The organism is Paenibacillus rhizoryzae (genome assembly GCF_059686995.1).
This window is the reverse complement of sequence record NZ_JCAALT010000001.1, coordinates 92317-108054: the sequence shown is the minus strand read 5'-3', so window position 1 is coordinate 108054 and position 15738 is coordinate 92317. Positions and strand designations below refer to the sequence as shown.

The 15738-nt window shown below is 51.4% G+C and carries 10 protein-coding genes; 2 read left to right on the top strand and 8 right to left on the bottom strand.

Translation table 11 applies throughout. The features are described 5' to 3' along the window. Positions 1 to 76 precede the first annotated feature (76 nt). Complete coding sequence (locus AC6ESO_RS00420; protein WP_497089708.1) at positions 77 to 1270, top strand: oxalate decarboxylase family bicupin; 1194 nt, start codon at positions 77 to 79, stop codon at positions 1268 to 1270. Between the two features lie 33 nt (positions 1271 to 1303). Here AC6ESO_RS00420 and AC6ESO_RS00415 read toward each other — a convergent pair whose 3' ends face one another. After that, positions 1304 to 2392: an AbrB family transcriptional regulator gene (locus AC6ESO_RS00415; RefSeq protein WP_497089707.1), complete on the bottom strand. Its 1089-nt coding sequence runs from the start codon at positions 2390 to 2392 to the stop codon at positions 1304 to 1306. A gap of 198 nt (positions 2393 to 2590) precedes the next feature. On the opposite strand from AC6ESO_RS00415, the gene AC6ESO_RS00410 reads away from it, so the two are divergent. Next, the gene (locus AC6ESO_RS00410; protein ID WP_497089706.1) at positions 2591 to 3244 is read left to right on the top strand and encodes a cupin domain-containing protein; all 654 of its coding nucleotides are present in this window, start codon (positions 2591 to 2593) and stop codon (positions 3242 to 3244) included. Position 3245: 1 nt separating this feature from the next. Here AC6ESO_RS00410 and AC6ESO_RS00405 read toward each other — a convergent pair whose 3' ends face one another. From AC6ESO_RS00405 to AC6ESO_RS00375, 7 genes are all read right to left on the bottom strand, one after another. Beyond that, positions 3246 to 3695 carry a DoxX family protein gene (locus AC6ESO_RS00405; protein ID WP_497089705.1) on the bottom strand — a complete coding sequence of 150 codons (450 nt, stop codon included), beginning with the start codon at positions 3693 to 3695 and terminating at the stop codon, positions 3246 to 3248. A 20-nt stretch (positions 3696 to 3715) separates the two neighbouring features. Beyond that, entirely contained in the window at positions 3716 to 4312 is a 597-nt protein-coding gene (locus AC6ESO_RS00400; RefSeq protein WP_497089704.1) for a TetR/AcrR family transcriptional regulator, read from the bottom strand. A 151-nt stretch (positions 4313 to 4463) separates the two neighbouring features. Beyond that, positions 4464 to 6584 (bottom strand): hypothetical protein, encoded by a 2121-nt coding sequence (locus AC6ESO_RS00395; RefSeq protein ID WP_497089703.1) that lies wholly within the window; start codon positions 6582 to 6584, stop codon positions 4464 to 4466. 42 nt (positions 6585 to 6626) lie between these two features. Continuing rightward, positions 6627 to 7931 carry a glycoside hydrolase family 140 protein gene (locus tag AC6ESO_RS00390; RefSeq protein WP_497089702.1) on the bottom strand — a complete coding sequence of 435 codons (1305 nt, stop codon included), beginning with the start codon at positions 7929 to 7931 and terminating at the stop codon, positions 6627 to 6629. A 334-nt stretch (positions 7932 to 8265) separates the two neighbouring features. Then, positions 8266 to 10719: a glucosidase family protein gene (locus AC6ESO_RS00385; protein ID WP_497089701.1), complete on the bottom strand. Its 2454-nt coding sequence runs from the start codon at positions 10717 to 10719 to the stop codon at positions 8266 to 8268. Between the two features lie 4 nt (positions 10720 to 10723). Continuing rightward, complete coding sequence (locus AC6ESO_RS00380) at positions 10724 to 12367, bottom strand: glycoside hydrolase family 140 protein (RefSeq protein WP_497089700.1); 1644 nt, start codon at positions 12365 to 12367, stop codon at positions 10724 to 10726. Between the two features lie 185 nt (positions 12368 to 12552). After that, entirely contained in the window at positions 12553 to 15525 is a 2973-nt protein-coding gene (locus AC6ESO_RS00375; protein ID WP_497089699.1) for a chitobiase/beta-hexosaminidase C-terminal domain-containing protein, read from the bottom strand. Between the last annotated feature and the right edge of the window lie 213 nt (positions 15526 to 15738).

Below are 15738 nucleotides of genomic sequence, written 5' to 3'. Positions count from 1 at the left end.
GAAAATGGTCTTCTTGCCAGGCTGTCGCTCATACATATTGGGGATGTACCAGAGATGTATAGGAGGAATCGAATTCATGACAAATCCTACCCCAGACGATAGGAAGACGCTGCATATTCCGCAGCCGATCCGAAGCGATGGCGCAGGCGGTCTTGATTTAGGACCGCGCGATATTATGAGAGATATGGAGAATCCGGATATGCTTGTGCCTCCTGCAACGGATGCAGGCTTGGTGCCGAATTTGAAAATGTCGTTCTCCGATACCCACATGGTCCTCAAACAAGGCGGCTGGTCGCGTGAAATTACAGTGCGGGATCTGCCCATTGCAACAACGCTCGCCGGCGTGAATATGAGTTTGACACCGGGAGGCGTTCGCGAGCTGCATTGGCATCAGCAAGCGGAATGGTCCTACATGATACGGGGCTGCGCGCGCATTACGTCTATGGACTGGCAGGGGCGCAATTTTATTGCCGATGTCGGTCCGGGAGACCTGTGGTATTTTCCGGCGGGGTTGCCGCATTCCATTCAAGGGCTGGAGGAAGGCTGCGAATTTCTCCTCGTCTTCGATGACGGGGCCTTCTCTGATTTAAATACACTATCCATCTCCGACTGGTTTGCGCATACGCCCAAAGATGTGTTGTCCGCCAACTTCGGCGTTCCGCAAAGTGCATTTGACGACATTCCGCACCATCAGGTTTATATCTTCCAGGACAGTATTCCCGGGTCCATTGCGGATCAGGCCATCCAATCCCCTTACGGCACCGTGCCTCTTACCTTCAAGCACAGCTTACTCGCCCAAACCCCGGTCAAATCTTCCGGAGGAAACGTCAGAATCGTGGACTCCACAAACTTCCCGATATCACGTACGGTAGCTGCGGCGCTTGTCGAAATTGAACCCGGCGGCATGCGGGAGCTGCACTGGCATCCCAACAATGATGAGTGGCAATATTATTTGACCGGTCAAGGAAGAATGACGGTATTTGCCGGTAACGGAGCAGCCCGTACGTTCGATTACAGAGCGGGCGATGTTGGCTATGTCCCTTTCGCCAATGGCCACTATATTCAGAACACAGGCAGCCAGTCCCTGTGGTTCCTGGAAATTTTCAAGAGCGATCGATTTGAAGACATTTCATTAAATCAATGGATGGCGCTCACGCCTAAGAACCTCGTAGCGCGTAATCTGAATGTCGGACCTACGGTACTCGATGCGCTGCGTAAAGAAGAGCAGGCGGTCGTCAAATTCCCGGGTTTTACTTATTACCCAAAATAAGGTCGCGGGTAAGGCACAACTAGCCGACTACGACTACGATTCCGCTTCCTGCTTCTTTCGTTTCTTTGAGCTGTAATTGAACATCATCCGAAGCAGCGGCGGAACTGCGAAGAAAATAAAGAAGGTGCGGAACAACTGATAGCCCGCTACCATCGACAGATCCGCCTGAATTTCATGCGCGATGATGCCCATCTGATCCATGCCTCCCGGTGCCAGGCTTAGAAGTGCCGTAGGCAATGAGATCGGATGCAGCTTCGTCAGCACGAAGCCGAATCCTGAAGCGCCTAGTATGAGCAGCAGGCCGCTTCCAATTGCCAGAGCTATCGTCCTCAGCTTATTCGGCAGCTGCTGCGGTTTCAAGAGCAGCCCTACATAGGTACCAATCATGAATTGAGCAGCATCAATTAGGAGCGATGGCAGCGACGGACCATGCAGCCCGCTTAGCTGAAGGATCGCCGTTCCAAGAGCCGGTCCGAGCAAATAAGCGGTAGGGAAATTCACTCTGTTGCCAAGCACAGCGCAAGCAACGCTTACCGGAGCGAACAGGAGAATATTCGGAAACAAGCCGCCCCAATCAGCAACAGCAGCTGCGCTTGCGATTGACTCCGACACTGCTGATGCTCCTTCAAGATGCGCCTCCCCGAAGAACGGATTAAATATGAGCAGCGGTACACAAATAATGATCATCATCAACCGGATAACCTGTGTGACGGTTACGATCGTCAGATTAACCCCTTCGGTCTCTTCCGCAAGCGCAAGGACCTGCGTTAACCCGCCGGGCACGCTGCCGAGCAGCGCCGTTTTGAAATCCGTATGCGATAGCTTCGAAACGAGATAAGCCATTCCCGTGCAAAATAGTAATAATAACACGATCATCAGCATCATGGACGGCAGCTGATAGGACATCTCCCTCAGTGCAGCTGCTGTCATCGACAGACCAATCGTATAACCTACGATGATCATGCCGGCATTTCTTGCTTGCATCGGCCACTTGTAGGTTCTGCCTAGCAGATTAGCTCCAATCAACACCGCAATCATCGGTCCGAGCAGCCACGGAATCGGGGCATGCATCAGCTTAAATGCAAATCCTCCGATCAGTGCCGTCAGCAGCGTGCTCCACATTCTCTTACACCTTCCTGCTCCTATAACATCTTTTTACAATACAACGAGTTCACCTTTTACGCAAAAAACACGCCTATTTAGGCGTGTCGAGCACTTGCAAGACGCTGCAATCTTTCCATGCGGAAACACGTTCTTGCCGCGACCGACATAACATATCCCATGCCAAATGCCTATTAATTTAAGAAAGCAGGGAGAGCTATGACGGTTTCATACATGGACTACACGTCTCCGTCGGTCCAATTCACGTATAATCTCAATAACAATACCACGTTCAGAAAAGATGCCCGTAACTACATTAACACCTTATCCAACCAACAGTTAAATACACTCGTTGATGTTTCGCTGCTGGACATCTTCATGAGTAAAGGAAATGTTGTCGAGCCCCACTACCATCAGAATGCGGCTGAACTCGTTTACCTGATCTCCGGCGCGATGGTCGTCTCTTTAATCAACCCTTTTACGAATGAGCTGCTTAACTTCCCTATCAGCCAACCGGGACAGGTGGTCAATATTCCTCAGGGATGGTGGCATTACGAAGTCGCAACGATGGATAATACCCATGTATTAGCCATATTCGACGCACCGGTTCCTCAGTTCATCGGGGGATCCGACTTGCTAAGACTGACTCCTGCGAATGTTCTGGCTCATACCTATTGTCTCAATGAAGCAATGGTGAAGGAAACACTCGCGCCGATTACGCAAACCGTGTTCATAGGCCCGCCAAATACATGCAATACAGCAGGACAAATGGTGCAAGGCGTGGCAGCGGCGGCACCTAGTATTCCTGTACCTGTAACCGGCTATTCCTATCCGAAACGCTCCGTCATCGGAAACGGATGGAATCAGTACTAGATTAGAGCTGTACAATTGGCGAAGCGAGCAGAACGGCAGCGATAAAAATAAGCTGGAGAAGCGTCCTTAGCGGAAGTCCCGGCACGGGTTTACCACCGACGGTGAGCTTCTCCCGTGCCGCGCGCACATTCGCCGGGAACATGGCCACGAAGAGCAGCGCCAGGCATATCGATGCGGCAGGAGCTGTCAGCGGGATGAGAAGAGCTGCCGCTCCTGCAAGCTCCAGCCATCCGGTCGCGGTCACAATCCATTCTCGGTTCGGGAAGACTGACGGGACCATCCGGATCAGATCCGGCCGTCTGCTCCCCCAGTGAGCAGATGCGGTCAGCAGCAGCATAAGGGCAACCGCTGCTTGCATCGGCGTCTGCCAGCCGTCAAAGTAAGACAAGCCTGCCAATCCCAAGCAACGAAACAATAACCATGAACCTATCAATACGATAAAAGGTGCCATAATCAACATTCCTCCTAGTATTAGGTAGTAGGTTTAAGCATGCCGGCAATAAACTGAGCGAATTGTGCGGCTGTGAAATGACCGCTCACGATGGAAAATGAAGAACGGACTCGCAGCCCAAACGATAGCAAGACGAACAGCTCCGCCGTACGATCCGCATCGATGGCAGGCGGGATTACACCATGCTCCTGACCTGCGGCGATCCAGCTCCGAGACAGCTGAACGGAGCGCTCATAGAATAGATTCAGAGCCTCGGCAACTGCAGGATCCTCCTCCTTGCCCAGCAAATATACAAACACCTTGTTTGTGACGTCATCCGTCTCTTCCAAGCTGTTGAAACTACTTGCAATACTCCCCATCGGTCCTTCAAACTCGCCGCCTTTCCTCCCCACCTCGCTCATAAACCGGTTATTCGTTTCTTCAAGCCGCTCCAGCAGCACCCAGGCAAACAATTCATCTTTGCTCTTCACATAATGAAAGATGGCCCCCTTCGAAAGCTCCGACCGCTCCATGATGTCCTTCAACGTTAACGATGAACAGCCCTTCTCTTGCACTAGGGACTTCGTTGCCTCCAGCAATAAGCGAATGGTCTGCTCCCTGCGTTCCTCTTGCTTCACGATCGGCACCTCCATGTTGATTTATTGGTTTGTGCGTTTCCATTTGTTGACTGTTATCTTTATTATAAAAACCGACCAGCGGTTTGTAAATAGGGTAGAAGAAAAGGCCAAGCCATTTTTTTCAATGCTCGGCCTCTCTTTGGTACAACATCTACCCGATCGTCACATATTCTCGCTTCCTGCCATCCACTTCAATCGTACAATCCGCATCGCTGATAATCTCGACAACACGATTCCCTTCTAAACGAATGCCTACCAGCAAGCCATCCGTAATCGCAATCGTATTGCCTCTAAAAGTGAAGCTGCAGTTGACTCGCGCGCCCCAGCGTCCGGTCAATGACAAGATCGCATTGTCGCCATCATAAGAAACTTTGCTGATCGTATCCGGAGGGAGATCCAGCTCTCGCGCATGTGTAAATGTAGCCAATAACGTTTCAAAATACGGCGTGAGCGGCATTTCAAACGAGAAATAGTCCACATTCAGCTTGTTGACCCCTATGATGTCACCATCGTGAACCAGCGTCGTTTCGCCATCTAGCGGCGTTAGCGGGAAAACTTTCATGTCGATTTTGGATTTGGCGAACCAAATATCCCATTCTACATATTCATAATCGCCGTTATAGAGCTTGCCGGCGAACGGATTCCCGCTTTGAGCGCCGGTTAACTGTTCGAACTCACTGCGAATGTCGCGACCTTCCACTGTACACTGCGCCGGCGGACCGATGAAGATCACTCTTCTGCCTGTTGCGGCATACCCTTGAATCGATTGCCATGCAGCCTCCGGCAACATGGTCGGCCATAACACGATTAAGGTATCATACCGCTCCAAATCCGCTTCACTCGTCGGAATGAGATCGATTTCGTAGTGTTCCTGCATCATTTTATCGAGAGCTGCCTTCAGACTAAGCCTGTGGTAATGCATATACTCGTTGTTGAAGAAAGCGACCGATTCCCATATGTACATCATCGCATGCTTGGGTCTGCTGACTGCCTTGCCAATGAACCGCTGGAAGGTTTTCTGTCTCTCCAGGCAAACCTTCGTATCCGTCCAGGTGCTGTGATCGGGATATCCGGGGCCGAATGGACCAACATAACCGTATGCATGACCGACCCATCGCACATTGCGGACGGCCAGCAGCCGCTGGTAATAATCCAGCTTCTCCTTGGTTGTATTTCGATCCCAGCACATATTGTAGGCATGGCCGCTCGAGGAATATTTGGCAAGCGACTCGGCAAGCATCGTCATGGATACCATCGTTCGTTCGGCATCGAATTGCGCATCGACAAACCCGCCGCTTAGATTATCCGTCAGCCTAAAATAGTCGATATTCCCCGCCCATAGATCGCCTGAGTTGCCTTCTCCCCACCATGTGCTGTGGAAGCCCCCGAACAAATTTTCGCCGAAACGCTCCGTGTAGCGGTCTTTCACATACTTCTGCAAACCGTACGTGAGGTCGATTGTTAGTTGATAGTAATCGTATCGCACTTTTCCCGCGCAAGTATCGACTGCTTCATTCTTCAGGAGGTAGAGTCGGTCCAGCAAATCATAGCCGTATTTGGCTTCAAACGCGGCAAGAAAATGACCCCCGACAACATACACATCCTCGCTCGATCTGCAGCCTGCTCCGAATTCATCGATGGCATAGCCGTCGAGCGGCAAACCCTCATATTGCTCCAAGAATGAATCTACTGATCTGTGCATCCCGTTGTATGCAAAATCCATATAGTCGGTATCATACCGCGCATACACGAGAATTTCCCCATCCTGATCGCAAGTGCCGGAGAGTATCGTCTCGATGTTCATGTCGATGGCAAACGTAATCCGGTCCGTAATATCGGCGGCTTCGATGATTCGCCGGTTGTCATCTCTGACGATGCGAAAAGCTTTTGCGACGCCTCGCACTCTTGGATCGGTATTCACATATCCGACATTATGCACGCGCTTAATGGCTATGGAGAACCGGTTATCGATGACTTGGCCGTTATGCTCGACCGCCCAAGATTGGCGTGCTTCCGGATGCTCCTTGACGATATTCGGCCCGAGCATCGGCATAATGATCAGAAATTGCAACCCCAGCCTCGTGCATGCCTCAGAAACCACTTGAATCGCAGCCTTGCCTTGCGGATCGTATTCATCATAGATATTGTTGCGGAACTCCACGCAAACCGTATCGAAGCCCTTCTCGTTTATATCTGAAACCGCCTGCCGAATGCGTTGATGATCAATCGTCATGCTGGTATCCAGCAATAGCATGATCGGTGCCGAGTACATATAATCTTCTCCTTCTCTCCCGCAGCACTGGCTGCTTCCGCGTTAACTAATGATTAGCAGTCCATCCTTCTCAAAAGGTGAGCTGCCAACGAATTCGTTGTTCTCGATCTGATCGTCCGCCGCAAAACGTTCCCCGCTCTCCGGATTCCACCAGGCTGCCGACTTCCCCTCCCCCATCAATCCGCCCACATCAAGACGAATTTCGCAATTCTCCGGCAAATAGGCCAGCAGCAGGCTGCCATCTTCCGTACTTGCTACCGATACCGTAAACGGATGCGTACTGTGCAATTTCTCTGATGTTGGCTTGAGGTCAAACCATGGTAACGTTGTGAGCAGCCGCATCATACGAACCAAATCGTAGGCGCCCGGAAGCGCTATTGCATCTCTCCAGCTATATGATGAAGGGGTTCCGTTAAGGGGCGCTTCTCCGCTCTTCGCCCAATTCCAAATCCAATAGGCACCATAAGTGATGCCTGTTAACGATCCCTCCAGCACGCTACGCCAGCCGGCGCGCCGAACCCCGTATCGGTCAAAGCGCCTCTCACGTCCACTTTGAGAATGATGCTCGTAGCATGGCTCTGCATTAAGTACCGGCTTAGGCGGCTGTTTATCCCATTCCTCGCGGATAAGACGCAGGTTGTATTCTTGGTTTAAGCTATGACCGCTTTGCACCATATTAAAATCAAGCCAGCTCGCATGATGATACGTATCGCCCGATTTATGCACCGGATGGGTCGTGATCAGCCGTCCATACGGCTCGGCTTCCTTCATTGCAAGACCGACCTCGCTATAAAATGCTGCGACGCCTTCACCCTTAAATTCATCGTCACCACTCACGACCCATACGATATTCAACGCTTCCAGCTTCTCTATCAAATACGTTCCGTAGCGAATCGCCTGCTGCACCGTCATACCGGGATGAACAGAGATGACGTCGAGCCGAGAATTCGGAACATGCTCGAACCAAAGCACGATGAGCGCGATAACCATCCCTTTGTCGTTAGCGTACGCGATCATCCTCTTCAAATGATCGAAGTAATCTTCCTGAATCGCATCATAATCCCAGTTGAAGATCCGACCATCTGCACTCTCTTCTGTTATCAGGGCAAACGGTCTCCGTCCTTCTCGAAAAATCGGCTGAAACGCATCATGCTGGGGCAGCGAATTGAGCTGAATGGCATTGAAACCTTGCGCGGACCGGGTATTCACATAGTCCACCCACTCTTCCCAGCTAGCTCGGCCCGGACAAGCCCAAGCCGTATCCCCCAGCCAGAAAAACGGACTCCCCTCTCCGTCTTGAAAGCTTCGCTGATTCGCTGCTACTTGCAAATACCCCTTGATTGCCATTGGCGTACATCTCCTCTACCCTCACAGCTGTTCATTATCCGTTGAATGTTCTTTACCATGTAGACCTCTAGGTGTGCTTCTTGAGCAATAATCGCTGCTTTCTCTGCCATGTAGACCTCTTGGTGCGCTTCTTGTGCGAATTTCACTGCTTTCGCTACCATGTAGACCTCTGGGTACGCTTCTTGTGTTGCTCCTGGGGCTACTCTTCACCTCATTCCGCCACTTTTCTGCGGATGTGTTGCTCCTGGGGCTACTCTTCAGCTCAATCCACCACTTGTCTGCGGATGTGTTGTTCCTGGAGCTACTCATTAGCCGCTTCGACCTCACACTCGCACTATTGAACAACTAGCACCTCGCGTTGCCCAAGTTTCAACTCCACTTCCACAGTCGCTTTGCCCGCTGCAGCATCATACAGCACGCTAACGCTCTTGCCGCCGATGGTGACGACGGGTTCCCGCTGCGCGATCAGCTTCAATCGGCTCGTTCCCGCACCCTGGATCTGCGCACGAATGATGCCGTCCTCATAGGCATACTCCGACAGCTCGATACCGAATGCTTTTTGAATGACTACGGGGTATGGGTTCGTTTGAGTGCGGCGAACCTTAACCTTCGCAGCCGCCACCGCTCCTGCGTTCCCTCCTGTTATATCTATAGGCAGCTTGTTAGTCGCTTCCAGCACCTGCCCACCGACTTCGATCGATTGAATGTACGGTCCTGAACCGGCCATTTCGATATCGAGACGTTGTTCGCCGAAATAGAGCCCTTCCAATGTCAGCTCTTCTCCGGCATAGGGATGGAAGGTTAAGCCTCCCGCTTCCATGGATACGCCGACGACGCCATGAATAGCCGCTTGGTACCAGCCTCTCATCGAATAGGCATGCCAAGTACCATTTTCCGTATTCCAACGGTCCACGTCCGGCTCAGCCGTATCGATATAACAGGAAATTCCTTCCGGGCAAGTCAGCTTCCCGGTCCAATAGCTCACCCAGCCAATCCATTGCTCGATGAGATCAGGACGATTACCTTCGTTAATCAACTGCATGAAATATTCACCCGTAACCGGCCACCAACAGTGCAACTGGTTCGCATCCATATCGAAGGCATCGGACCAAACCGGAATTTCACGCAATCCCGCTTTGCAGACGATATGGTTCGCGAAGAATGCAAGGGCTCCCGCATTCATGGGGTCCATCAAATCACTCAAATAGTGGCTCTCCCATTTGACCGCATTGGAGTTGAAGGAATTGCGCTTCTGCAGCGTTTTCGAATCGATGGAGCTGACAACGAACTGCTTCTCTTCGTCGTAGAACAAAGGTAGAAAGTTCTTCTCGATGCCGCTAAATACGGCTTTCGCACGCTCTTTAGTCTCCTGATCACCTACAAGCTCAGCCAGATATTCCATCGAACGAGCCGCACAATAGAAGATCGTATTGTTCAGGCTGCTAATGTCGCTGACCCCTGTTTCGTGCATGAACGCCGGAAAATCCGGGAACAGCGAAGCCCCTTCGCAGAAGCCGGTTCCTTGCACTTCCCGCGTCAGAATGAGGTTGAAGATCCGCTTTACAAAATCATACCGTTCCAGCACTTCTTGCTTATTACCGGTTGTTGCATAATACTGCTGAAGCAGCGAGATATACATGCTCTGCGCCGGAAGCGCGCTGACGCTGTTCAAAGTCATATCATGGCGGTAGCTGTGCGCAACGCCCCACTCCGCATCTGCCGTTTCCTCGTAGAAGCGAAGCATATCACCGATAAAGGATTGATCGCCCCAATATAGCGTGGCGTAATTGCTCGTAATTCCATCCCAGCCCCATACCCAGTACTGTTTGTTTTTTGCTTTAATGGCACCGGGAACGTCGGTCACTTTGCAGGATTCGTGATACAGGGGAATCAGACTCATGAAGTTATTTAACGCTTCATACGGGCTGCGAAGAATCGGCGAACGCTCACGGACGCGTTCATAACGGGCGAACTGCTTCGACACGGCTTCCTCGATACCGGCTGACAGCTCATAGGCTTTATTCAGCAGCGCTTCCTTCTCACATTCAAAGGTAATGATAAAGCTATAGGTCCGATTCGGTTCCAAAGGCTCGCTTCCAGTGAGCATATACTTCGAATTGAGCGGCCGTTTCGAATAACCGATCGGAAAATCCGCACCCATGCTAATAAAGAGCGGAACCGGCTCCTCTCGATCAAATTTGCTCACATCCGGATTATTAATATTGATATCATCGGGATGGCCCGCTTCCCGCTCCTTCTGAATCTCCACATAAGAGCCGCGCAGCAGACTTGCCGCTTCATCATAGGACCATTCCTGCCACACGCGACTTGTACTGCCTGCGCTGAAACGGAAATCCTGCGAATCTGCCGGAATTAACGTGAAGTCCTTGTAGAACTCCATTTTGTAGCGAAAAGAAGCCGGGAGCTCCTGGGGCGTCGTCAGTTGAAATACGATAGCCTCTTCCACTGCCATAACCCGGTGCTCAAGCTTCACTCCATTAACCACACACTCGGATTCGACGCCAAACGGCCAAAGCTTCGAATTCGTATAGGGGAGCTTATGCGTGACCCCATCCAGCTCGACGAAATGTCTAAACCCATCCCATAATCGCTGCAGAAATATCGTGTTGCATCCTCGGATGGCAAGCGGATTATGATAATTCACTTGGGTGATGGCATTCTCGTCGATTTGAAAGTTCAACCGGCTGTCCGAGAACCATCTCGGCGATTCCGGAATCCCTTTCTCGCTTTCTATTACGCCTCTGTTTACGATATAAGTCGTCTTCATTTCGTCAGTTCTCCTCTTTTACTCGTTTTAGGCTGAGAATCCAATCCTCTTGATCGGGCGTGAATGTTCTCCACATCATCCCGCTGCCATAGCCGTGATACTGGAAGTCCGCATCATGGACAGCATGCCACGCTCCCGTACGAGGATTCATCCATTGTCCCGCGTAGGATTCACCGTCTTTTTGCGCCCCCATAATCATCGCGAGAACCGGCACCGGAGCTTGACCGCCTGTACAATAAATAATGTAGTGCTCCCTAAGAATGGCTGCGCAATATACATTGCTTTCCGCCACCGTACTCACCCACTCCGGATGGGGCTCAAGCTCCCACCAATGGACCGTTTCCATAAGGTCCCGCACATGCTTCATCTGGCCGGAACCAGGCAGGTTGACATCATCCCGCCATAAACCCGGTCTCATCGTGTCCGACCATTTCTCCTTCTGCTCTCCGTTGTACAGGGACCAAATCCCATGTGCGCCATAAGTCTGCCCGATACAGCCCTGCAGCAGCGGAACATAGGTGGCGAAACGGATATGTTTATCGTTCATGCGTATCCCGTCATCCAGCACGCAGTTGGGGTGATTCTCATACCAGGATTCGCTCATAATCGAAGGTTTTGGCGGTTGCATCTGATAATCGAGATAGGGCAGCATTTCCATGAAATTCTTAAATCCGAGCACATGCCCCACTTGAATGAGGTTAAAATCATACCAATCCTCCGCATGGTAATGACGGCTGCCGCTATGTGGAGCGATTGAATGTACCGACGTCGGATGTCCGTACGGATCGCAGCGATGAATTTCCTGCCCCAGCTCGCGCCAGCCTTCCACATCATCCGTGAACAGATATTCGCCTGCCGGCGACCACATGACGTTGAATGCTGCATAACGAGCGATGAGATAACGGAGATACCGCTTGCCGCCTTCTACCTTAATGCCTTGCAAATCCTGACCCCACATGGCCATCAGACATGGCACGAATCCCATGCTCAGCATGAGGCGAATACGCAAATCCAAATGGCTGAAATAAGCCGGATTAATGAGCGAATACCGCTCCAAATAAGGCGCTCCGCCCTCATTGAGAAAATACTCCGGGTCGTATCTGACGTAGCTGCTTGTTTCTTCGCCGAATTGATCTGCCGTCGGATGGCCGGCAACCAGCTGGATGACATTAAAGCCTTTCTTTCTGCGGTCTTCCAAATAGGTCGGAAGCGTTTTCTTCAAGTCACAGCGCAGAGTATGTGCAGACCATAAAGTATCCCCCATCCAATAGAACGGTGTTCCATCGCCATACTCGAACCATCTGCCCGATCCATGAATGCGTACAAACCCTCTTCGATTCGGATTATGCTGAAGCTCCTCTTCTTGCCAAACAGAGGCCGTAACGATGCCCGTGTGGCCGTGAAGTCCGGCGTCCGCCTGATCGGAGCAAATCGTCGTATAATGCCATTCCCCTGCAGTGACCGGAGCAAAACGGACCTTCCACAGACTGCCTCCATCCCAGAAGCCGGGAATCATCAGCGTCTGTCCGTTTGGTCCGACGAACGCAGCCTGCAGTTCCACTTCCAGGAATGGATTCTCATAGGTTTCCGCTGCTTTGAAAACCAGCTCTGCGCATTCCCATACTTTCGTGTCCACCTTGCGGTTCAAGCCCGTCACCTCCTCCAACGTCGTATTCGCATTTACTAGTACACCTTGTCGCCAACTCCATTCTAGTGCAAGCGCTATCAAGGAAATAGTGAATATACGGCTGACTTATGCTGCAATCAGGAAATATGATAACCAACAAAAAACAGCCAGCCGCAACAAGGCGGCTGACTGTTCAAAATGAAAAGTTACGTCGTAATAAGCACTCGGTCCGCTACTACCCAGGTGAAGGAAGAGCTTGCGTTCTTCGTTCCTGTAACGCGAACTTTAACGGTATGGCTGCCGCTCGAGAGCGTCGGGCTGGTGTAGATCAGCGTATTCTTGAGCAGCGTCGCATTGTAGAGATCTACCATTGTTTCTGCTCCGCCGTCGATGGAAATCGCGGCTATACCCGAAGAGTTGTATTTCTGACCGTATAGTTCTACCTTCGTTCCGGTGAAGTCCACTTGATAGTAATCGTTCGTATTGCCGGAGTAATGCTCATCATCCAAGTAAGCGCCTGTGCTCGCACCTGAACCCCATGAGCCGACATACTCGAACTGATTCTGTCCCGTACCTGTCACAAAATCATTAACCGTCGTCGTAATCGTATACGCAGCGCTTGCTACGGACGAATCCGACATGCCTGACTTAATCGCGATCGCCTTCAGCGCCATGCTCGATGAAACGCTGACCGGACCGGTATACAGCGTGGAAGAAGCTGTCGGCGTACTGCCGTTCGTTGTGTAACGAATATCTGCGCCGGAGGTGGCCGTGGAAATCGTAACCGATTGCGTGCCGTTATACGTTCCAGCTGCAAGGCCAAACGTCGGCGTAGCTGCCGGTGTTGCTGCAGCCGTTACGACGATTCGATCCGCAACGAGCCAGTACGCCGATGAGCTTGCATTCTTCGTGCCCGTTACACGCAGTTTCACCGTATGTGTCCCGCTCGTCAGCGTCGGGCTTGTGTAAATAAGCGTGTTAAGAAGCAGCGTAGGGTTGTAAAGGTCAATGTTCGTTTCCGCTCCACCGTCTATTGAAACGGCGGCAATCCCGGAAGATGAATACTTCTGTGCGTATACCTCTACCTTCGTGCCGGTAAAGTCGAACTGATAGTAATCGTTCGTGTTCCCAGAGTAGTGCTCATCGTTCTGATAGGCTCCCGTACTCGGACCTGACCCCCATGAACCGACGTATTCGAATTGATTTTGACCCGTGCCTGTTACAGTATCGTTCACCGTAGTGGTTCCCGGTGTTGTGACCGGAGCTACATACCCCGGAACCCAATCCGTGCCGCCAAACTCATACGCTCCGATGTCTGGCGCAGTGCCGACATAACCGTCTGTTACACCGGAGATGGCCGCACCTGCGTCTTTGGCCGGAGAAGAAGTCGTGATGCGATACTGCAATCCGCCTGTGCCGCTGCCTACGAATAGCGGGTTAGTCGTTTGGAAGATCGATGTTGTGGACGGATTATAGTTAATGACATCATCACGGAAAATATTATTTTTCATATTATCCGTCGCTTCATTCGAATAGGTCACATAGGACGCATAGCCTGACGTTGCTAATGTGTTGTTGATTATCTTCTGAACATCGGCAGCAGAAGTATGCTGGATATAAATATCCGCAACTACGTTGTTCCAGAGGACATTATGATCGATCTGCGCTAACCCGGAGCCTTGGTCGAAATAGATGCCGACTTGGATGCCTTCGCCCGTCGAAAGGGCCGATGAATCGTGGATCCAGTTATGGTGGATTCGCAAGCCGTCCGTTACATAGTCTCTGGAAGAGTAGATCGCCCCCATATCCATGTTCAGCATGCCGAAGTTATACATATCGTTGTAGCCGACGTTCACGTTCTGGCTGTTCATAAAATCGATGCTCGCGCGGCCGGTGCGATAGATGGTATTATTCGTAATCGTTTGACCGTTCGTGCCATCCACTGGCATAACCGCACTGGCATAAGTACCTTCGTAGTCAATATCGTGGATCTTGTTGTTATAGGCTGTCGTGTTCGATCCGAGTGCAACACCTACGCTGGAGCTGTAGGCAATTTCACTGTTTTGGATAACGCTGTTCGCACCCATCAAGCGAATTCCCGTACCTACCCCAGTCACAACTTGACCTGTATGCGTATACGTGACGTCCGAATCTGTTATGGTTACACCGTGATTGATGTACTTTGCATTCAGTCCATCAAGCGTAATGTTCGTGCTGCTTGTATTGCTCGTGATCGATGCCGCGAACAATTTCAAATTCCGAATCGTAATATACGATTTGCCGCTGAGGTCAAACGCAAAGTTCCGTTTCTTCACTTCCACGTTCGTCGGACTTCCTCCGCCCGGCGCCCACAGATAGAGCTGGGTGCCATCGTAGAAAAATTCCTTCGCAACGTCAAGCGCACCAAGACGTCCCGTTAAGTAATAGTACTTGCGCAGTCTGTCATCCCCGCCGATGATGCCGCCGGATACGGTCAGCTGCGTACCGGTTTGCGCCGTAATGGTGCGGGTTTGCGAGATAAACCAGCCGTTCACCCACATCGTGCCGCCTACCCAGCCGCCGCTGATGCTTGGTATGCCCGAATCATTTACGGTCTGTGAGCCTGTCGTTGACCATGTGCCGAGGGTACCATCACGGAAATCGTTGCGGTTGAACAGATCGTTCGAATCCGGCAGGTTCGGCCAGCGGGCTTCGATCATCATTTGACCGTTCACGAACACTTGGTTCGCTAGCAGTGTCGTATTGTTTGTCATGTTGGCATTGTAGCCATTGGTCATGGTAATTGTTTTCTTATAAATGCTGCCGCTGTGCACCGACCAGCCGCCATCCGCTGTATCGGCCCCGCTCACCGTTACATCCGCTCCGCCATCCGGCTCGTAAATAATCGGATTGCCGGCCGAACCGGAATTCGTCGGGGTAATCGTTTCGCGATAAATTCCGGTGCGGATCTTAACGGTGTCACCGGCAGTTGCGACGGTCGACGCTTTCTGAATCGTCGCGAACGGTTGGGACGAGGAGCCCGGGTTGCTGTCTGAAGCGCCGGTACCTCCTACGTAATAGGTAGCGCCTGCCGCAGCCGCATGCTGTGGAAGAGAAATAAAAGGAATGCTGAGTGTTGCAGTCATTGCCAATAAGACCATTTTGCGAAGAAAGCTGCTGCTTTTCATTGAAAAGTTCATACGCACATAATCCCCCTCGAATGATGTTAGGCTTCACTTGGCCTTTCACTGTAAAACTACCATCTCAACGTACTTTCTCAAATGCAGCTTGCGGAAGCGCTTACTTCTTCTGGAATCTCATCAATGAGATGGTTCATTATTCACCCCCTTGAGGCGGAATTAACTATAAGGACGGGAGGGCAATAGTCTTGCTCAAACAACCAAAGCCCTCCC

What these genes read in the sequence shown, in the direction of transcription:
- AC6ESO_RS00420 (WP_497089708.1), top strand. Translation starts at nt 77, where the DNA reads ATGACAAATCCTACCCCAGACGATAGGAAGACGCTGCATATTCCGCAG.
- AC6ESO_RS00415 (WP_497089707.1), bottom strand. Translation starts at nt 2,392, where the DNA reads ATGTGGAGCACGCTGCTGACGGCACTGATCGGAGGATTTGCATTTAAG.
- AC6ESO_RS00410 (WP_497089706.1), top strand. Translation starts at nt 2,591, where the DNA reads ATGACGGTTTCATACATGGACTACACGTCTCCGTCGGTCCAATTCACG.
- AC6ESO_RS00405 (WP_497089705.1), bottom strand. Translation starts at nt 3,695, where the DNA reads ATGGCACCTTTTATCGTATTGATAGGTTCATGGTTATTGTTTCGTTGC.
- AC6ESO_RS00395 (WP_497089703.1), bottom strand. Translation starts at nt 6,584, where the DNA reads ATGTACTCGGCACCGATCATGCTATTGCTGGATACCAGCATGACGATT.
- AC6ESO_RS00390 (WP_497089702.1), bottom strand. Translation starts at nt 7,931, where the DNA reads ATGGCAATCAAGGGGTATTTGCAAGTAGCAGCGAATCAGCGAAGCTTT.
- AC6ESO_RS00385 (WP_497089701.1), bottom strand. Translation starts at nt 10,719, where the DNA reads ATGAAGACGACTTATATCGTAAACAGAGGCGTAATAGAAAGCGAGAAA.
- AC6ESO_RS00375 (WP_497089699.1), bottom strand. Translation starts at nt 15,525, where the DNA reads ATGAACTTTTCAATGAAAAGCAGCAGCTTTCTTCGCAAAATGGTCTTA.